This window comes from Rahnella sp. PAMC25559, assembly GCF_050632365.1.
In the GTDB taxonomy this organism is placed as follows: domain Bacteria; phylum Pseudomonadota; class Gammaproteobacteria; order Enterobacterales; family Enterobacteriaceae; genus Rahnella; species Rahnella rivi.
In genome coordinates, this window is the sequence record NZ_CP192543.1 from 2046566 (window position 1) to 2066337 (window position 19772).

Annotated in this window: 13 protein-coding genes and 1 pseudogene; 4 read left to right on the top strand and 10 right to left on the bottom strand. The window is 50.4% G+C overall.

Annotated features, from left to right (window positions below):
* Nucleotides 1–97 precede the first annotated feature (97 nt).
* From ACQZQY_RS10640 to ACQZQY_RS10655, 4 genes are all read right to left on the bottom strand, one after another.
* Entirely contained in the window at nt 98–1978 is a 1881-nt protein-coding gene (locus ACQZQY_RS10640; RefSeq protein WP_431297072.1) for an ATP-dependent nuclease, read from the bottom strand.
* Nucleotides 1979–2609: 631 nt separating this feature from the next.
* The gene (locus tag ACQZQY_RS10645) at nt 2610–3323 is read right to left on the bottom strand and encodes a hypothetical protein (RefSeq protein WP_431297073.1); all 714 of its coding nucleotides are present in this window, start codon (nt 3321–3323) and stop codon (nt 2610–2612) included.
* A gap of 446 nt (nt 3324–3769) precedes the next feature.
* A complete protein-coding gene (locus ACQZQY_RS10650; protein ID WP_431297074.1) occupies nt 3770–4621 on the bottom strand; it encodes a TIR domain-containing protein in 852 nt (283 codons plus the stop codon).
* Nucleotides 4622–4768: 147 nt separating this feature from the next.
* Entirely contained in the window at nt 4769–5119 is a 351-nt protein-coding gene (locus tag ACQZQY_RS10655) for a hypothetical protein (RefSeq protein ID WP_431297075.1), read from the bottom strand.
* 399 nt (nt 5120–5518) lie between these two features.
* Between ACQZQY_RS10655 and ACQZQY_RS10660 the strand changes: the two are divergent.
* Nucleotides 5519–5761: pseudogene (locus ACQZQY_RS10660) on the top strand (sulfate ABC transporter permease); the annotation flags it as partial.
* 72 nt (nt 5762–5833) lie between these two features.
* On the top strand, nt 5834–6235 hold the full coding sequence (cueR, locus tag ACQZQY_RS10665) for a Cu(I)-responsive transcriptional regulator (RefSeq protein ID WP_056771234.1): 402 nt from the start codon (nt 5834–5836) through the stop codon (nt 6233–6235).
* Here the strand turns inward: cueR and ACQZQY_RS10670 are convergent.
* The 6 genes from ACQZQY_RS10670 to tesA all read right to left on the bottom strand — a co-directional run bounded on the left by ACQZQY_RS10670 (nt 6232) and on the right by tesA (nt 16667).
* Nucleotides 6232–6687 carry an NfeD family protein gene (locus ACQZQY_RS10670; protein ID WP_431297076.1) on the bottom strand — a complete coding sequence of 152 codons (456 nt, stop codon included), beginning with the start codon at nt 6685–6687 and terminating at the stop codon, nt 6232–6234. The genes cueR and ACQZQY_RS10670 overlap by 4 nt on opposite strands.
* Nucleotides 6687–7607, bottom strand: a complete 921-nt coding sequence (locus ACQZQY_RS10675) for an SPFH domain-containing protein (protein ID WP_056771239.1) — start codon at nt 7605–7607, stop codon at nt 6687–6689. The genes ACQZQY_RS10670 and ACQZQY_RS10675 overlap by 1 nt, the downstream gene beginning before the upstream one ends.
* Before the next feature lie 239 nt (nt 7608–7846).
* A complete protein-coding gene (locus tag ACQZQY_RS10680) occupies nt 7847–13864 on the bottom strand; it encodes a S6 family peptidase (RefSeq protein ID WP_431297077.1) in 6018 nt (2005 codons plus the stop codon).
* Nucleotides 13865–14194: 330 nt separating this feature from the next.
* The gene (locus tag ACQZQY_RS10685) at nt 14195–15052 is read right to left on the bottom strand and encodes a thioredoxin family protein (RefSeq protein ID WP_136374687.1); all 858 of its coding nucleotides are present in this window, start codon (nt 15050–15052) and stop codon (nt 14195–14197) included.
* A gap of 87 nt (nt 15053–15139) precedes the next feature.
* Entirely contained in the window at nt 15140–15916 is a 777-nt protein-coding gene (locus ACQZQY_RS10690; RefSeq protein WP_056771250.1) for an SDR family oxidoreductase, read from the bottom strand.
* Between the two features lie 121 nt (nt 15917–16037).
* Nucleotides 16038–16667, bottom strand: a complete 630-nt coding sequence (gene tesA, locus ACQZQY_RS10695; RefSeq protein ID WP_122096121.1) for a multifunctional acyl-CoA thioesterase I/protease I/lysophospholipase L1 — start codon at nt 16665–16667, stop codon at nt 16038–16040.
* Between tesA and ybbA the strand changes: the two genes are divergently transcribed.
* Together ybbA and ybbP are read left to right on the top strand one after the other, a co-directional pair.
* A complete protein-coding gene (ybbA, locus tag ACQZQY_RS10700) occupies nt 16638–17324 on the top strand; it encodes a putative ABC transporter ATP-binding protein YbbA (RefSeq protein WP_056771257.1) in 687 nt (228 codons plus the stop codon). The genes tesA and ybbA overlap by 30 nt on opposite strands.
* Entirely contained in the window at nt 17321–19753 is a 2433-nt protein-coding gene (gene ybbP / locus ACQZQY_RS10705) for a putative ABC transporter permease subunit YbbP (RefSeq protein WP_431297078.1), read from the top strand. The genes ybbA and ybbP overlap by 4 nt, the downstream gene beginning before the upstream one ends.
* Nucleotides 19754–19772 lie beyond the last annotated feature (19 nt).

Sequence of the window (19772 nt, forward strand, 5' to 3'; positions counted from 1 at the left end):
TTTGGTTCAGTGTATTATTTGTTTAATGTAACTATTTGGTTTTTCATGATTTGGTTAAATGCCTGCTCGAAGTTCTTGCGGGCATTTAATATGAAGGTTAAATACCTAAAAGACGTATGTTAGTATCCTGATTATTTTCTTTTGCCCAAATCTTCAACTCCTCAAGAATTTGAGTAATAAAGTCATTGTCTGGGTTATGCCCAATTGGATCGAATTGATGTTCATCAAATAAACTTGATATAAGTCCTTGCACTCTTTCTTTCAATTTTTGATCAGATGAGATGCGTTTGAAAGCGGCATAAGGTTTATCTTTTCCAAGCTCATCCCCTCCGAGAAAACGCTCAAAATCAGGAATGCTCCAGCGATGATAAACGATGTGGCCACTTTCCCTACATTTTATGATCTCGTTACGAATCGTTGTATTTATCGTCCACATTCCATTTCCAGAACCGTTTTTTCGGTATGGCCAATCAATATCATGGACAATTCCAAAGTTGGTTTTGAAATGACGTAACATTTTAATTAATGGCACAAGAACCGCTTTGCCGCGAGCACGGATAATACTTACTTTACCAGTCATTTCATGTTGTGTTTTTACAATTGCAGATATAAATGCTGCATGTTCAGTATCACCCTCTACAACAATCGGATAGCTTCCAAAAAATACTTCCGCAAAACCTATATCAGTAAGTTGCAAAGCTTGTAAGTTATCTTTCTCCTCATCAGAAAAATTTGCTTCATCAGCGATATATAATCGTGGGGAAAGTGCTTTGCCATCATTTGACCTCTGCATACGGGCAATTGTCGTGTGGTCTTCAAGCGGATTGATAAAGTAAGGTGAGTGTGTAGTTAACAATACTTGCCAGTCAGGATGTTTTCCGAGGGCATAAAGGTGTGATTGTGCAGCCCTAGCAGCCATTGGGTGTAGTGCATTTTCTGGCTCATCCATCAAAAGAATATAACCGGGTAATGCAGGATCTTCTGTATCTTCAGGTACCGGGTCTCCATTTTCAATAGCTTCAATTTGTTGTTTAAGTAATTTTACCTCTTCAGTGTCAGCCCCTTTTTTAGATTCTTTTTTCAGCTGATCTTTCAGTGTCTTAAGGAGGGCATCTCGCTTTTCAGTTTGACGGCTAATCTCATTGTGAACTTGCAGCATAGCCCAAAACAATGCCCGTCTCGCTCCCGTCCCTTGTTGACCGATCCGGGATTGACCTGCGGCATCCTCAATCAATAATCCTGAACCTTGTTTTAATAGATTCTCGATTTTCAGTTCGGGAGGTGTCATTTCAACATGAAGCTGTACACCTAAGCCGGGGAATATACTCTGAAATCCTGTTTGTATCTGTTGAGAAATACTAGATAACCTTTTCTGATGTGGCTCAGCTAGGGCATTTACTGTAGCGGCCAAGGCAGATTTATCTTTAGATATTTGTGATTCCTTATCGCTTTCAAGTGTTTTGAGTTCTTTTACTAGCGGGCTCAATGCAAGAGTAAGCAATATATCTTCAGAAGTTACAGCATCATCTAGGGATTTGATGCGCATAGGCCTTGGAAGACGTGATTTAAATACGTTGTCAGCCCCTCCAGCCTTACCATCATCAGCCCAATTACCTGACTGTGGATCCCATGTTTTTCTTACAGATATTCCTAATTTATCCCATGTCCATAAACTTCTAACTATTCTTTTTTCATGTTCAATAATTTTCCATTTTTCATCCACATTACCCATTCCCTCAGGAATATGTACATCAAGGATCACTTCTGATGGTTGTTCCGCAGTTGCCCAATTACATCTGTCATTAGTGATACTGAAAGATGTTGGATTAAATGCAAGCTCATAAGCCCTGAGTATTGTCGTTTTTCCCGAATTATTGGGTCCTACAAGGCACAGAATATCATCAAGCTTAACCTCGACTCCCTCCGGCCCGATACATCCTATATTCTTAACAAAGATTTTTAATAACTTTGATCTCATGCCTTATTCCTTTTGAAGTTAAAAAACCGCATTTGGACACTTAAAATCAATTAATTATATAGACGCAATTAGAGGTAAATAGCTACCTCTTTTAGTGTCAGATGTGATCGACCTTCGCATAGCCGAAGAATTTTTGAGCACGCCCGTTACGGGTAAAAATCTTACGGTCTGATTTCGTATAGTGCGGATTTGACATCGTTCGTATCTGGTCAGAGCTAAAACACTTAAACATAACGTTAAGAGCTGAGCCATAGGAGACACTCTTATCAAACTACCCGATGCCTAAATGAGCCAATTAAACCCACCCTAGGTCAGCACGGTGGCTCGAAAATATATTTATATATCGGGTTTGCGCGCAATGCTATCCCCGCCACGCCTGCCCGCTTTGTCTGTCAGTTTTAATGCAGTTGCCAGAGATGGTGAGATCCGTGCCTGTAACGTCGTAGCATAGAAGAATTCATCTGTTCAACATTATGCAAAAACATGCAGCATGAATGCATACTGAAGAAATCACTTATCGGCTACTTTGGTGAAAAAGAATTAGATAGTTGCACCAAGCTATTTTTCTCATAACTAATGACGAAAGCCATCCCTACGACTTTTAAGAGCTGCTGCTATAACTTTTTGGTAATCAACCTAGGCCTTTTGGTATGTGATGTTCTTTAGCTTTCACTAACCTATTTCCGGTTTCATCACAGCGCTCAAAAAAACTATTTCTCCACTCGATATTGTTTTCATCTGAAACATTTGTTAGGTCTAAAATTTCGATTCCAGATATGAATTTTTTGTTACCCCCTACAAAACCTATGGTTTTACCAGGATCAACTCTATACAAAGAAACTAATTGAGGCGCTCCGCCGCTCCTCTTATCCTCACCAGAAGAAATAGCATTGCAAAAGGAGCTAAATATAGCCCTACTTGTTCCTTTTTGGCTTGATGATGCCCAGCGGTCTGACCATTTCTTAACGACATTCCCTCCAGTGCCATTTATAGTTATTGCCATAGAGGTTTTTGGGATTGTTATTTTATCAATAATCCATATTGATTCTTTTTTATCCCATGCAATTGTATTAAGCGAAAACTTGGAGGCAGAAACATTACCTTCCCTTGATCCGTGGAAAATGCAAAATGACTCTTTATAGTTTTTCGCATAATTCTCGTATGAATTTTTAATATGTTCTACTGCTATTTCGAAGCGCTTACTACTCGAAGGGTTCCCACCAAACAATCCTCCAACATCTATAGCATTTATTAACTGGCCAAGTACCATTGATGGGAAAATAACATCGTTAACATAGCCAAATATATCTGGAGACGTTGATGAAGAAAATGTTTTCCGAGCCATGTCCCAATGTTGCGCTCCCGACGCCCCCCAAGAGATACGACTATCGCTGGCAAAGTTTATTGAAGATGGTCCCCTCGAATCAACTCCTACCCAAGCAACAAAAGTTGTCATTTTTCTTGATCTCCAAAATTTCATGGTCTATTGTAGTCTTAATTCTAAAGTCTTAAAGGCTTTAGTTACAGAGCAACTCCCTGACCACTCTCCAAAATGAACTACCAAGTATGTTTTAGTGAGTGGGTCGAGGTGGCGTCTATCTGGCTCATTGCGAGCCAGATGGATTCAGGGTCTTAGTATCGTATACATTTTTTTAAGTGAGGTTTTTTATCGCTTAAAATAGTCAGAATAACAGCCTTCTTATAAATTCCGTTCGCATAAACATGAAAGCGGTACATGATTTATTTTATCGCATTTCGACTGCAAATTAACTATTCCTATTTCGGAATCTTTCATATAAGGCTTTTTATTTGATAGCCACAACTTTTTAACTCGGTGGTAATCGCTATTTTCCAACCGCCGAGTTCATCTAGAGGGACATAAACAACACCACTAATGTCGTTTGGCGTTTCTATTTCATTTTTCACCAATGCACATACATTTTCGCGTCCTAACTTTGCCATAAGATATCCATGCTCGAAAACTACATTTTGACGCGCGCGGTCTTTCGGCGGTAAGTGACTTTCATGAATCCCTCGTCCCTTATCACAAGGTGTATAAAGCACTAGCGCAAAATCGGCCTCGTTAGAATAACGCTCTATCTTTTCGATTATAGTCATCCCGCTATTAGCTTGCTCATGTAAAATTATAGGTTCAAGACCCAATTGTGAAATAAACCTGCTAACCTCCTGTTTGGAAGAGTTGTCTCTACCATGAACAATGAAAACTTTTCTTTTATTTCTGGCTACTAAGTTCATGTTGTTGTTTTTTACTTCAATATCACCGTATAAATTATCTCCCATTTTATTCTTAAAATTAACCTGAGAGGGATCTATTGGTTGAGTAATTGGTTCATTAAATTCCAGTAGATCTAGCAAGGGCGTGAATTGCTCAGAAATAAAAGTACGCCTTTCTGCGTAACTCTTAAATTTGGGCTGAATAAAACTCCAGAACAAGTCCAGACTTCGACTCTGGCGGACGAATGCTGGCAAACGAGGTGCGATACTTGCGTTTTGCAATAGTAAATGTCGCAAGTAAAGGTACTCGTCTTCATCGCTTGATAATCCAGTGGCTCTAGCTGTCAATAAATTTGCAAGATAACCAACCCTTTCAAAATCATTCTGTAAAAAACTTAACTCTACCAATTTCAGTTCCTTCTTAGCAGTACTAATATTCGTGATGATGTTAAAGTAGCATTTCTTACATAAATCTGACACGATTTTTAAACTATAGGTTATCTACTTAAAAAAACTAGATTTTACATATGGTTAAATTTTTATGCAAAGTGTGAACTAATTGATGAAGTCTTCAATCAATAGATTATGCCATAACATTTTGCTAGTTCTTTCATTATACTCAAATGGCTTACCTTCATATAAGAAAGTAGCACCGCGTGCCAGCGCCTCCAACTCCCAGCGTTTAGGCGTGATGCCATGCTGCGTTAATTCACGATATATCTGCGGCACTATGGAGCGCTCCCATTTTGTTAATCGCGCCGACGGGGCAAGCTCATGAGGTATTGACGGGTTATAGGTCTGCTGCTGATGATTAATAGCCGGGGATTGTGCTCTTGCAGCGTCTCCGAGAACCTTGGCGACGTCCGGTTCATTCCATCCAACGTTTCCATTTTCAACTAATTTCATCACCGCCGTGGCGTACTCAGAATACGTGGGATGCATACTCTGCCTGAGTACTGTTTGAATCTCCCCACAGTTATTGACAGGACTCCGAGGCGCGCCGGAGGCGCGCCGGAGGCGCTTATTAAATTCAAGGGATGAACTGCAACTTCAACGGCCTTAGCTACGATTCGCCATTGAGTTGTACGAGTTTCGTGGATGTGGCAGGAGCCTGGATAAGGGGCATAGATACTGATGATTTTCTGGATCTCTTCTTCGCACTCGTTGAGTTCATCAATGAGTTTTCTTGCAGTTCGGACAGTTTGTTTATCGCGCGGGACATTTGCACCACCTTGTGCAGAAATGTACGTAGCAAAACGCTGCTTCGGTTTCAGATAGGGGCGTCCAGTACCATGATCAAGCTCGCTGGCCTCACGTGGAATTGCCGCTGGCGTGGCGATAGCCTGGGTGCGCGCCATCGGGGAGTTTGGCATCGTGATGGTGTTCTGCTACTTCCCGCAGGGCATTCCGGTCAAAATGTTTATCAACCTGCAAAACGACGGCGTGACGTCGGTCTATTCCCTGTTATGGATCCTGCTGATTGTCACCTTGCCGCTGCCAATGTGGCTGCTTCTGCGCACTAAAAAACAGGCCATTCATTACCGCTGATTTCTGCGAATGGGCATACCAGGCGTATGATGGTGACCTGTTGCGCAAAAACCAGCACGTCGTGGAGGCGAAATGAATATCAGTGATGTGGCAAAAAAAACCGGGCTGACCAGCAAAGCGATTCGTTTTTACGAAGAGAAGGGGCTGGTGACCGCGCCGATGCGTGGTGACAACGGCTATCGCCGCTATGCGCAAAAACACATTGAAGAGCTGACGCTGCTGCGACAGGCGCGGCAGGTCGGGTTCACGCTGGATGAGTGTCAGGAGTTGATCGCGTTATTTCATAATCCGGAGCGGCACAGTGCGGATGTGAAAGCGAGGACGCTGGAAAAGGCCGCAGATATTGCGCGGCATATTGAAGAACTGAACGTGATGCGCCAGCGTCTGCTGACGCTGGCGGAATCCTGTCCGGGTGACGACGGCGCCAGTTGCCCGATCATCGACAACCTCAGCGGCTGCTGCCACACCCGTTAACGGCGGTGAGGCTCCACGCGCAGCGTCGCGCCTTCCACGCCGGTGATCATCACTTCGTCACCGACGTTGAGCGGCGAAGTACACACCGCGCGCCAGCTGCTGTCACCGACTTTTACACGGGTGAAGTGATTTACCGCAGGCTCAATGACGGTGGCATAGGTACCGACCATCTGCTGCCCGCGCAGGTTTAATGAAGCATTGGCACTGTTTTTATCCATGCGCTGGTTGAGCCATTTCCACCACAGCCAGGCTGCGATAACGGTGAGCAGTGCAAAAGCCACACCTTGCCATTCCCACGGCAGGGGCAGGATCCAGGTGATTAACCCTACCAGCGCGGCTGCCACGCCGCTCCACAGTAAATAACCGCTCGCCCCGACCAGCTCAGCCGCCAGTAACAGACCGCCGAGCGACAGCCAGAACAGATGCGGCGTCGCCATCAGGTTTTGCAGCATTATTTTTCGCCTTTTGATTCTTTCAGTAATTCAGCGATACCACCAATCGAGCCCATCAGGCTGCTGGCATCCAGCGGCATCATGATCACTTTGCTGTTGTTGGCAGAACCGATTTTTGTCAGTGCGTCGGTGTATTTCTGTGCCACAAAGTAATTGATGGCATGGACGCTGCCGGCGGCGATGGCTTCTGACACCATTTTGGTCGCCTGGGCTTCCGCTTCTGCCGCACGTTCACGGGCTTCGGCCTGTAAGAACGCTGACTGCCGCTCACCTTCCGCTTTGAGGATCTGCGACTGTTTTTCACCTTCAGCCCGCAGGATCGCCGACTGGCGCACACCTTCGGCTTCAAGAATATCGGCGCGTTTCGTACGTTCGGCTTTCATCTGCGCGTTCATGGCAGAGATAAGCTCTGCCGGTGGACGCACGTCGCGAATTTCGATACGGGTAATTTTTACGCCCCACGGATTAGTCGCTTCATCGACGATATGCAGCAAACGTGCGTTGATGTTGTCGCGTTGTGACAGCATCTCATCGAGCTCCATTGAGCCGAGTACGGTACGGAAGTTTGTCATTGTGAGGTTCACAATGGCCTGCTCCAGGTTGCTGACTTCATAGGCTGCGCGCGCGGGGTCGATCACCTGAATAAAGCAGACGGCGTCGATGGCGACATTGGCGTTATCGCGGGAAATCACTTCCTGAGACGGAATATCCAGTACCTGTTCCATCATGTTGATCCGGCGACCAACGCGATCAACGAAAGGCACCACCAGGTTCAGCCCCGGCATCAACGTTTTGGTGTAACGCCCGAAACGTTCGACGGTCCACTGGTAGCCCTGCGGCACGATTTTGATGCCGGCAAAAACCACCAGCACGGCAAGGACGATCAGGATAAGGATTGGAATGGGGATGAGATCAAACATAGATGAAACTCCTGTAAATTGAGTCCTGAATATTCCGGCTGGAACATCCCGATAAAATATCTCCCTGGCGCACTCACCAAACGGTCAGGCGCATGGCGAATTGTCGCACAATTCAATAAGGCTTCGTATTAATAAAGAAGATCGCTGTGAATGAACATAATGAAAAGGCCGCGAAAAATCGGCGGCCTTTGAGGAGTGCTGATGTCATAAAGCAGGGGGAATTTCTGCTTCCTCTGTCATCAGAAACTGTATTTCACCTGAGCCATGCCTTCCTGATACTGATATTCCTGCTGATGGCTGCCGGTGTAACTGAGCGTTGCCCGCAGATTCGGTGTGAGTTTCACGTCAACGCCAGCGGAATACTCCGCAATATCACGGCCTAACGTATTGCCGGAAACAGTGAATGGCGTGCCGTCATTGCTGTAGACGTTACTGTCGTTGTCATTCATCAATTCCCTTCGGTAGGTCAGGTTCAGATTCGGAGTGACTTCTTTGCCCGCAACAATATAGGTGTTGGAAACGCTGACGCCGATGTTCGGCTGCACGCTGGTGTAGCGATCGGCGTCACCGCGAACTTTCATCTTGCCGATGACTGAATCGAACATTTCATTATTCGCTGACATGCTTTCATCAAAGCCAGAATAATAAACATTCAGGCCTTCTATGCCGATTTGAGGAACGATGCTCATGTCACCCAACGTTAGCGGTAAGCTGGCGCTGAGGGCCGTGGTTATCGCCTCGGCGGACACTGAGCTTTTTCCTTCGCCCAGAGAGATGCCGCTGCGGGTGACCTGACGTGTGGTATCGGTAGGGGAGTGCGTATATCCCAGCGAGCCGGACAGCACGATGTCACTTAATTTTTCGGATGCAAACACATTCACGGCGTAGCGACTGGCAGAAGAAGAGGCGCCGTCGGATGAGAGGTCATAATCCGAGTTATCGACAGAGACGCCCACGCGGGTGGCGTGACTCTCAATATATCCGCCGATAGAAATGCCATTAATATCCGCACTCAGGCCCGAACTGCCGGAACCCTTGCTGGTGTGCGGCATAATCCACATCGCATCGTCACTGAAGCATTGCCCGGACATATCGCAGCCCGATTTAACGAACGGATTTAATGCCCAGTCCACCTGGTGCAGGCTCCATTGCGTGGATTTCTGCAAGCCGATAGCCATCAGTTGCGGGTCGTAGGCGTGAATATTCGACGGACGCACGACAAACCTTGGCTGCGGCTTAACATCATCAGTCGGATCGGCAGGGATAACCGGATCAGCGGGGTCTATAGGGTCAATCGGATCGACAGGGATAACCGGATCAGCGGGGTCAATCGGGTCGACCGGATTAACAGGGTCTACAGGATCAACCGGGTTAACAGGGGTAACCGGATCAACTGGGTTAACCGGATTAACAGGATTTACCGGGTTCACAGGATTAACGGGATTAACAGGATTAACCGGGTTAACGGGATTAACCGGGTTCGCCACTGTCGTCAGGGTCACGCCGTTGGCCGCATAAGTCAGCGACTGACTCATCACGTCGTTGCCCACCTGAAGGTTATCGGCAAACACTCCGGTGACGCCGCCCGCGGCGGTCAGAATTTCATACGCCTGTTCAGTGTATGTGCCTGGTGCGAAGAGCGTTTGCAGGTGTCCGGCAAGTTCTGCCATCCCCGTAACGGCAAGTTTTGAAGCACCCAGCAGGGGATCGATATCGATGAACAACGTCGCATCCGCCGTCTGGATGTATTTGCCTTTAACGTTGAAGGTTTTCCCTGCACCCGCCGGGCGTACAAGGCCGCTGTTGGAGACATTTCCGCCAACCGTACCGTAACCCTGCAATGTGCCGAAAGGATTAACCTCTATATTTCCGGCTAACTGCGCGCTGGCATGCAGGGCATCACCCACCACCAGCGTGCCGTCTTCAACCACTGTTTTTTGGTTGAACGTATTCACCGCATTGAGAACGACGCTGCCCGTGCCTTGTTTAACGAGGCTGCCGGATGTGCCGCTGATGGCGTTATTGAAGATCAGGTTTTCATCGCTGGCGAATCCCAGGTTCCCGCCGGTCATTTTAATTTTGCCACCGGTTAAGGAGTCGGCATTCGTGAATACCAAATCGCCGGCTTTAATCTCCAGTTCATTCATATAGAGATGATTGTTACCGCTTAATGTGAGTTTGCGGGTTCCTTCTTTAATAATCTTCCCAGCCCCCTGACTCTCCATGCTGGCTGACAATGAGGTGTCCATTTCCGGCAACAGACGCAAAGTACTTTTGTTTTGTATATAAATTTTGCCGGTAAAGGCCGATGTATCGCCAAGTAACCCTACGGAATGACTGCCCGCAATAGTGAGTATCCCTTTGCCCGTCAGTGAGCCAAAAATGCGGAACATAATGTTAAATGCGGTGTTGTTTCCCACTAACGTTCCGCTACTGGCGACATTAATCTCACTACGAAGTTTTGCCCCGCCTCCGCCACCATTGCCGTTCGTGCCTGAAGCGATGATACCGCCATCGAGTACCAGTGTTTTTGAAGGCCCGGATGTTTGATCCACATCTCGCAACTCGAGGGTGGTTCCGTTTCCGACCGTGAAGGAGCCGGTGCTATGACTTAGCAGACTATTGTTAGCGTTCCATTCCAGTTTACTTTTATTGAACGTGATATCGCCGTCATCAAAAGCGGATGCGTCTAACCTCGTCAGCGTATTACTGACAGTAAGGTGATGGCCGTTTAGCCGGTAAGAGCCAATGGTTGCTCTGTCCGATGTCCCGTAGAGGGTCATCGCACTGTCATTTTGAAGGTTAATCCCCCCAATGCTGACAGCTCCGGAGTGCGTATTGAGCAAACTGCCAGAATTCAGGGTGAGGGTGTTTTCAATGCTGTGGCCATACAGATCGAGCAACGCATCTTTCGCGATGGTCACGGCATTCGTCTTCAGACCAAAGGCATGGCTGCTATTGAGCTGCGTTTTCCCGGCGGCTAACAACGTCTCTCCGCTGAAGGTATTTTCCCCGGCCACAATGAGCGTACCCAGCCCCATTTTGTTCAGGTGAATATGGGAACCGGAAATAGAACTGTTCAGTGTGGTATCTGAATTAACCAGAAGATTCAGTGTGGAATCGCTTTGAGTTTGCGAGGAAGTGATTTTTGACAGTGTGCTGCTTTTCTCAATATTCAGGGAAGCAGTATGGCCGTTCAGATCCAGAACGCCGCCATCTTCTAACATTACGTGTGCTTTGCCGCCAATCGCCTCATCAACGCCCATTTTCAGGGTCATGTCACTTTTTGCTGAAGCTATATTGCTGGCGTTAAAACCACGCACGTTGACCATGCCTTCCAGATCAGAGGCATGGTTGAGGGTGATAATACCGCCCTGGTTATCTTGCGCATCAATGCTGAGATCGCTGTTTTTATCCAGAGCGCTGTTTACCAGCACATTACCGGTACCTGAGAAGTAATAGCCGTTTTGGGCGGCAATCAGCGGCTGGTCGATCGTCAGCGTCTCGCCTGCCAGCGCACCCAGCGCTAACCGCTCGAAATTGCTGAGGTCGTAACCAAAACGTTGCGCCTGATCGATGTTGATCATCCCGGCAGAATCCTGGGAGATATTTGAGATAAATTTCGAAGTGGCGATCGCGCCGTAACCCACGCTCAGGGTGCCATTGCCAAGGGAATCATCAAAATCACCGATAAGGGTAATTCCGCGCCGCAAATCAATGTCGCCCACCCAGTTGGCGTTGTGACTTTCTATACGAACAATGCCACTGCTTTCCCCGTTCCCGAGGAACAGCGAGTCTCCCGTTGTGAGGTTGCCCTTGATGCCGACTTCGCCATCACCGCCGCCCAGATAGAATGTATCAGCGCCCGCAGTCAGGTTTTGCCCGAAAGTACCCAGCGACAAATAGCCGCTGCTGCCGATATACAAGTCATCCTTCAGGCTCTTCATATCAGCGGCAGAGGTGATTGAACCGCTCAGCGCCAGCACGCCGCGGGATGCGGCAGAAATGGTGTTTAAAATGGAAGCAATGCTGCCGGCGTTGTTGCCTGCATCGAGCACGCCGGTTTTTTCGATGATCCAGCCGTCACGCTGAGTACCCAGGCTGGCGAGGGTGTTGACGATCACGCGGCCTTCTGAAATCAGGCTGCTTCCGGTGAGCGCATTGATGCCGGTGAGGAAAAGGGTGCCTGCGCCTTCTTTGATAATCCGGCCTTGCCCGCTTAAATCGGCATTGATTTGTACCCTGAATTTGTCATCAGGCGTGACGCGCAGGGTTGAGTTTTTGGTGGTTAAATTCACGCTGCCGTCTAAATAAGCGCCTTCAAGCACGCCCTGAGCATCGCTGCTCGTCTCACCACGGGAATCGACGATCAGAGTTGATTTGTCATCAAGCACAAAACGTCCGCGTGCCGTGGCGTTGCGGCCTACGGTGAAACTGGCATCAGTAAGATTGACCAGGCTGTCGCCCAGATCAAAGCTGGCTTTCTCATACTGGGTCGGATCGATATAGCCGCCGGCATGCAGCGTCAGCGCGCCCTGAACCGCCAGATTACCGGAGGTGATATCCATCCCACCGCGTGTATCGATATAGCCTTTCAGTGTCCAGGAAGAATCTTTCGTCGCTGGCGCATACACCAGATGCAGCAGCCCGTCGCTCAGTGAGCCGCCGTCGATGAAGTTCCCGAGGAATGTTTTTGGTCCGCTACCGGTGAATGTGAAGGTGGATTGCGCGCCGGATTTGGTGGCGGCAATGGTCGCGCCGTTGTCCATGTGGATAATGTCATTCCAGCTCAGCGACTGACCGTAGAGATCAAGGATCCCGCCGCGCGTGCCGAAGCCAACCTGCGTCCCCACCAGCTGATCGGCAGCACCCAGCCGGACGATAGCCCGTCCGCTGCCGATATGCAGGGTTTTCAGTGCGGAACCGCCCACCCGTTGCAGAATAGTCAGGCCGTCGCCTACATTTAATCCGGCCTGATTATTCCCGTTACCGGCAATAATCAGCGTGCCATCGCCAATTTTACGCCAGATATCGCCGACGCCGCCGGTAAGTAAACTGGTGACGACCGCACCCGCGTTGATAATATAGCCCGCGCTGTTTAACCGGCGGTTATTATCGCCGCCGTCGGAAAGAATGTAATCTGAATTAAAGGTTATCGATCCCGCGCCTAAATTCAGGTTTTTTTCCGTGAGCTGGATAGTGCCGCCCGCGCCACCAAATATAAGGTTCTTGTTACTTTTGAAGTCATTATTGACTAAGGCGGAAGCGGCGATATCTGTGCGTATTCCGTGGTAAAGAATATCGTTACCATTGAGCGTCAAATAACCTTCGCCACTTTTACTGTTTTGTGCGCCTGCGTAAATAATATCCGAGCTATTTAACGTGCTAATCGCCGCATCGTTAAAGCTTTCCATGGTGTCCAGCGTCCACTGCGGGGCTGTCCTGAAAAAACTCGTCTTTCCGTAGCCTTTCGTGCCGCCGCCAGCCGAGTTGATCGCCACCAGTTTCCAGCTCTGAGATTTTGTATCCCATCCCCATACGCCACTGCCACTGTCACCGCCCAGAGTGCCGACATCAAGAGCGGTCTTCTGCGCTTCTGTCAGCGTTATTCTTAGGTTGTATACCTGGCCATTAAGGCTCACGGTTTCGATGATGTTTGTGCCGCCTGCCATTGGCCCATAACCCAGATCCTGAATCGTATTTTTGTCCAGCGCAACGGCAAAAGTCCCGCCACCCACACGGGCAATAACAAGTCCTTTTTTTATTTGCGACGTATCGGTAAATAATTCTGAAGGGGCCGCATCGGTCACGAGGGTGCGCAGACGTGTAATTTTATAATCGTCAGTTGTCTCCACATCATAAGCGCGTTTGGTCACCTCGTTCATTAAGGTGTAGCTTTCGGCTTTCTCGGCACCGCTGAAAAGGGTGGCATCTAATTGCTGGAATCGTTTGCCGAAAGTGAGATTGTCCGTATAACCAACATGGACAGCAGAGGGGGCGACCTGTGCAGAGATGAGCGTTGAAAAACCGCCATCAGCATTCGAACTGAAATCAGGGATAACGTTAAGCGTACCACTCATGGAACCGTCAATATGATAGACCGGAACGTTGACGGCGCCGGGGAAAAATACGCCACGGTTCTCCGCGTAATCCCGGTAAACCTGAACATTGATATCATCACGCATTAAGGCAGCTGACGCATCACTAATTTGCCCCATGAATAATATTGAAGAAATCAATCCTTTTTTAAACTTCATATAACAAACTCCATGTAAATAATATTACTCATGCTCGATGGATAATAACGGTTTTATTGAATTGTTTTTGCTGACAATTATTTTCAGGTTCTGCGTTGATCGTTTAATTATTTTGCGAATAACATCTGCCTTCGATGTTTTTAGGGCGGCGAGAATATCACGTGATTGTAAGGATGTATTCTTCTTTAAGAGAAAATAAATACATTCACATATCAAATTAAAAACGCTGAATATATTTTATATTGTGATGGGATATGTAACTTCTTCTTAATGCGTGGAAATAAAAAAGCCGGCGCAAGGCCGGCATTTTTAAATTAAAATTCTGATGAATCAGTAAAGCAAAGAATATAACTGACGTCGATATTTCGCGGCCAGGGCATCACCGGTGCCAAGTGCGGCCAGGATATCCATCAGCGTTTTACGCGCCGCGCCGTTAGCCGCGGCTAAATCTTTCTTCAGCGGTGCCATCAGCAGTTCCAGCGCTTCTTCGTTGCGGCCAACCTGATGCAGTTGCAGGCTGAGTTTAACAATGAGCTCTGCATTATCAGGATCCTGCGACAGCTCCTGCTGAAGTTGCTGAATTTCCGGGGTATCCGCTGCCTGTTTGAGCAGCTCAATCTGCGCAACCAGCCCCTGATAGCGGGAATCTTTGTCTTGCAACGGAATGGTGGCCAGTACGGCCTCAGCGTCATCACTACGGTTGAGATGAATGTGCGTTTCGGCCAGCAACAGACCGATATCACTGCGCTGATTGCTCAGCTGCCAGGCCTCTTTGAGCAGCGGCAGGGCTTCAGCTGCATTGCCTGCCTGTAACAGTTCCTGTGCCTGAGCCAGCTTCAGCTCTTCTTCTTTCGGCAGAACTTTTTGCAGCAGTTCGCGGATCACTTCTTCCGGCTGCGGGCCCTGGAAACCATCGACTGGCTGACCGTCTTTAAACAGGTAAACCGCCGGAATCGAACGCAGACCAAACTGCTGAGCGACCATTTGCTGCACATCGCAATCGACCTTCGCCAGAATCAGCTGACCGGCATATTCCACCGCCAGTTTGTCGAGAATCGGCCCGAGTTGCAGGCAATGCTGACTGCGTTCTGACCAGAAATAGAACATCACCGGCACAGACATGGATTGCTCCAGTGCCTGTTGCAGGTTTGTTTCGTCAATATCAATAATCGTAGGTTGTGCAAGCATGAATTCGTTCTCTCTGACTAAGGCATTTAAAGCGTTAAAAATGAGATGGGGGCGACTCTTACTGCTTCAACCCCCCGGCGCTTTTACTTAGCTGTTTCCGCGCAATATTTTATCCAGCAACCGGCCGGGCAACAGGCGTTTGAGCACCGTCAGCGCATGGGCGACCAGGGTCACCGGATAACGCAGACGCGCACGCGGGTTCTCCAAAGCATGGTGCAGTTTGGGTAAAACCGCCTCCGGCTTGAGCGTAAAACGACGGGCGATGCCCGGATTTTCTACCGGCTGGTCAGCTTGTGACTGACTGACGTTGGCGGTGAAATTGCTGCTGAGCGGGCCGGGTTCAATCAGGCTGACCTGAATGCCCGTGCCGTGCAGCTCCATGCGCAGCGTGTCGGACCAGGCTTCCAGCGCGAATTTACTGGCGGCATAAACGCCGCGGCGGGGCGTGGTAATCAGCCCCATCACCGAACTGGTCTGAATAATGCGGCCTTCGCCGTGCGGCAGCATGGCGGGCAACAAAAGTTGAGTCAGCTGATGTGTGCCGAACAGGTTGGTGGAGAATTGTTTCTCGAATTGCGCACGGCTGATGCTGTTCAGCGGGCCGTAAACGCCATATCCGGCATTGTTGAACAGGCCATACAGGCGATTGCCGGTCAACGCGATCACCTGCGCAGCGGCGTGTATGACGCTCTCTTCATCATCAAGATCCAGCGGTATGGTTTCAAAACCCATCTGCTGAAGTGTGTCGATATCCTGTGGTTTCCGGCATGCAGCCAGCACCCGGTAACCACGGCTGCGCAAATCTTGTGCAGCCACCAGCCCGATACCGCTGGAACAACCGGTGATTAATACTGCTTTTTGCATAACTTTACCTGTGAGGTGTCCCTATTTTTTATGGCTGTGATTTACTAGGGAGTCGGGTGAAAAAGGTAACGTCCTGGTTTTACTCACGTCCCGGTATTATTTTATTTTTCGTATTTTAAACCTAATGCGTCAGTAGCGGCGTGAGTTTTTCAGACATCCAGTCGGCAATAAACGACTGGGCTGCCAGCGCCGGGTGCAAGCCGTCATCCTGCATCCATTCCGGTTTCACGGCGACCTGTTCCATAAAGAACGGCACCAGCGGGATATTCTCCTGCTTCGCCAGCGCCGGATAGATGGCATAGAACGCATCACCGTAGCGGCGGCCATAGTTTGGCGGCAGGCGGATTTGCATCAGCAACGGCTGGGCATCGGCGTGTTTAACCTGAGCGATAATTTGGGTCAGGGTCTGCGAAATGGTTTGTGGCGGGAATCCGCGTAAACCGTCGTTGGCACCCAACTCAATCAGCACCCAGCGCGGATGATGTTGTTGCAGCAGCGCAGACAATCGCGCCAGCCCTTGTTCGGCGGTATCTCCGCTGATGCTGGCGTTAATAATGGTGGGTTTCCCCCCTTCTTTTTGCCATTTTTTATTCAGCAGTGACGGCCATGATTCGGCTACAGGCAGGCGATAGACAGCACTTAAACTGTCGCCAATAATCAGCAAGTTATCAGCAGCAACGGCGCGAAAACTCAATAATCCTAACAACATAAGGAAGGGGAGATGCCAGCGGAAAACGTTCTTGAAGTTCATCATCTTAATAAGCACGTCGGTCAGGGTGAAGGACAGCTCACCATCCTGTCCGGTGTGGAGCTGGTTGTCAAACCGGCGCAGACAATTGCGCTGATTGGGGAATCCGGTTCCGGTAAATCCACCCTGCTGGGCATTCTTGCCGGGCTGGATGACGGCACCAGCGGCGATGTGGTTTTGCTCGGCAAATCTCTCAGTAAACTTAACGAAGAAGGTCGCGCCGCGCTGCGGGCAAAAAATGTGGGCTTCGTGTTTCAGTCCTTCATGCTGGTGCCGACGCTCAACGCGCTGGAAAACGTCCAGCTTCCGGCATTGCTGCGCGGCGAAAGCGACAGCAACAGCCGTCAGCAGGCGGTTCAGTTACTGGAAAGTCTCGGGCTCGGCGGGCGTCTGCACCATCTGCCTGCGCAGCTTTCGGGCGGCGAGCAGCAACGCGTGGCGCTGGCGCGGGCATTTATCGGTAAACCTAAACTGCTGTTCGCCGATGAGCCGACCGGCAATCTGGATCGTGCGACCGGCGAACGCATTGTCGATCTGCTGTTCTCCCTGAACCGCGATGCGGCCACCACCCTGATTCTGGTCACCCACGACGAGCAACTGGCGGCGCGTTGCCAGCGGCGCTTGCGTCTGCGTGACGGGAAGTTGTGGGAGGAAGCATGATCTGGCGCTGGTTCTGGCGCGAATGGCGTTCGCCTTCGCTGCTGATTGTCTGGCTGGCACTGACGCTGGCGGTGGCCTGTGTGCTGGCGCTCGGCAGCATCAGTGACCGTATGGACAAAGGGCTGAGTCAGCAAAGCCGCGAGTTTATCGCCGGTGACCGCGTGCTGCGCTCCGCCCGGCCGATCACCGAAGCCTGGTTGCAGGACGCGGAAAAGCAGGGGCTGAAGGTCAGCCGTCAGCTCTCTTTCATGACCATGACGTTTGCCGGTGAAACGCCACAGCTGGCGGCGGTAAAAGCCACCGATCTGGCTTACCCGCTGTATGGCACGTTGCAAACCGAACCCGCCGGGCTGAAACCTGAGCCGGGCACCGTGCTGGTTGCGCCGCGTCTGCTGGCGTTACTCAACGTAAAAGTGGGCGACAATCTGGACGTGGGTGACTCCACGCTGAAAATTGCCGGTGTGGTGGTGCAGGAGCCGGATTCGGGCTTCAACCCGTTCCAGACCGCGCCACGGGTGATCATGAATCTGGCGGATGTGCCGAAAACCGGCGCGGTTCAGCCGGGCAGCCGCCTGACCTACCGTTATATGTTTGCCGGTTCGCCGCAGGCGATTCAGATCTATGGCGATGCGATAAAAGGGCTGCTGAAACCCGATCAGCGCTGGACCGGAATGGAAGATTCCGACGGTGCGCTGGGGAAATCGTTGCAGCGCTCGCAGCAGTTCCTGACGTTGTCGGCATTGCTGACGCTGATGCTGTCGATTGCCGCCATTGCCGTGTCGATGGGGCATTACTGCCGCAGCCGTTACGATCTGGTGGCTGTGCTCAAAACCCTCGGTGCGGGGAAAAAAGCCCTGCGCAGGCTGATCATCGGCCAGTGGGTTGCGGTAATGGTGCTGGCGGGGATTTGCGGCAGTCTGGTCGGTCTGGCATTTGAAGCGGTGCTGATGAAAGTTCTGGCACCGGTACTGCCAGCGGCGCTTCCTCCCGCCGGTGTCTGGCCGTGGGTCTGGTCGATGGGCGCGATGGTGGTGATCTCTTTCCTGATTGGTATTCGCCCTTATCGCCAGTTACTGGCTACGCAGCCATTGCGCGTGCTGCGTAATGATGTGGTCGCTAACGTCTGGCCGCTGCGCTACTTCCTGCCGGTCATGATTCTGGTGGTGGTCGGTCTGCTGGCGGCGCTGATGGGCGGAAGTTCGCTGCTGTGGTCTTTGCTGGCTGGCGTGCTGGTGCTGTCGTTGCTGCTGGGCGTGATTGGCTGGGGGGCGCTGTTGTTACTGCGTCGTCTGACTTTCCGTCAGTTGCCGCTGCGTTTAGCCGTTAACCGTCTGCTGCGACAGCCGTGGGTGACGCTCAGCCAGCTGGCGGCGTTCTCCATGTCGTTTATGTTGCTGGCTTTGCTGCTGGTGATGCGCGGGGATTTGCTGGATCGCTGGGAGCAACAGCTTCCGCCGGACAGCCCGAATTACTTCCTGCTCAATATCACGAAAGAGCAAATTCCGCAGGTGACGGATTTCCTGCATCAGCATAAAGCGCAGCCGGAAACCTTCTATCCGATTGTGCGGGTTCGCCTGACCGGGATTAACGACAAGGTCGCCACCGAGATCATTAAACCGGACGACGCGGGCGCTGAAGCCGTAAACCGTGAACTGAATCTGACCTGGATGGAAGGGCTGCCAGATCATAATCCGCTGGTGGCAGGCAACGGGCCGCCGAAAGCCGGTGAAGTGTCGATCGACGAAGGGCTGGCGGGGCGTCTGGGGCTGAAACTCGGCGATACCGTGACGTTCAGCGGCGATACCCAGGAGTTCAGCGCTAAAATCACCAGCCTGCGAAAAGTGGACTGGGACAGCCTGAAGCCGAATTTCTACTTCATCTTCCCGCCGGGCGCGCTCGACGGCCAGCCGCAAAGCTGGCTGACCAGCTTCCGTTATCACGGCGATGACCGCACCATCACGCAGCTCAACCGCCAGTTCCCGACGGTGAGCCTGATGGATATCGGCTCGATCCTGCGTCAGGTAGGGCAGGTATTGCAGCAGGTGAGCAGGGCGCTGGAGGTGATGGTGATTCTGGTGATGCTGTGCGGCGGTTTACTGCTGCTGGCGCAGATTCAGGTCGGCATGCGTCAGCGCCGTCAGGAGCTGATTGTTTACCGGACGCTGGGCGCCAGCAAAAAGATGCTGCATCGCACGCTGTGGTGTGAGTTTGCCGTGCTCGGGCTGGTGGCCGGTGTCGCTGCCGCCATCGGTGCGGAAGCCGCATTATGGCTGCTGCAACGCAAAGTGTTCGATTTCCCATGGGAACCGAATTACCTGATGTGGATCGCCGTACCGGTGGTGAGTGCGTTGCTGCTGTCGGTCTGCGGTGGCTGGCTGGGTGTGCGGTTACTGCGGGGAAGGGCGTTGTTCAGGCAATATGATTCGTAGTGTTTAAATTCCTCCCCTT

Excerpts from the sequence above, each read along its gene's own strand:
- ACQZQY_RS10640 (WP_431297072.1), bottom strand. The coding sequence starts at position 1,978 with ATGAGATCAAAGTTATTAAAAATCTTTGTTAAGAATATAGGATGTATC.
- ACQZQY_RS10645 (WP_431297073.1), bottom strand. The coding sequence starts at position 3,323 with ATGGCTCGGAAAACATTTTCTTCATCAACGTCTCCAGATATATTTGGC.
- ACQZQY_RS10655 (WP_431297075.1), bottom strand. The coding sequence starts at position 5,119 with ATGAAATTAGTTGAAAATGGAAACGTTGGATGGAATGAACCGGACGTC.
- cueR (WP_056771234.1), top strand. The coding sequence starts at position 5,834 with ATGAATATCAGTGATGTGGCAAAAAAAACCGGGCTGACCAGCAAAGCG.
- ACQZQY_RS10670 (WP_431297076.1), bottom strand. The coding sequence starts at position 6,687 with ATGCTGCAAAACCTGATGGCGACGCCGCATCTGTTCTGGCTGTCGCTC.
- ACQZQY_RS10675 (WP_056771239.1), bottom strand. The coding sequence starts at position 7,607 with ATGTTTGATCTCATCCCCATTCCAATCCTTATCCTGATCGTCCTTGCC.
- ACQZQY_RS10680 (WP_431297077.1), bottom strand. The coding sequence starts at position 13,864 with ATGAAGTTTAAAAAAGGATTGATTTCTTCAATATTATTCATGGGGCAA.
- ACQZQY_RS10685 (WP_136374687.1), bottom strand. The coding sequence starts at position 15,052 with ATGCTTGCACAACCTACGATTATTGATATTGACGAAACAAACCTGCAA.
- ACQZQY_RS10690 (WP_056771250.1), bottom strand. The coding sequence starts at position 15,916 with ATGCAAAAAGCAGTATTAATCACCGGTTGTTCCAGCGGTATCGGGCTG.
- ybbA (WP_056771257.1), top strand. The coding sequence starts at position 16,638 with ATGCCAGCGGAAAACGTTCTTGAAGTTCATCATCTTAATAAGCACGTC.
- tesA (WP_122096121.1), bottom strand. The coding sequence starts at position 16,667 with ATGAACTTCAAGAACGTTTTCCGCTGGCATCTCCCCTTCCTTATGTTG.
- ybbP (WP_431297078.1), top strand. The coding sequence starts at position 17,321 with ATGATCTGGCGCTGGTTCTGGCGCGAATGGCGTTCGCCTTCGCTGCTG.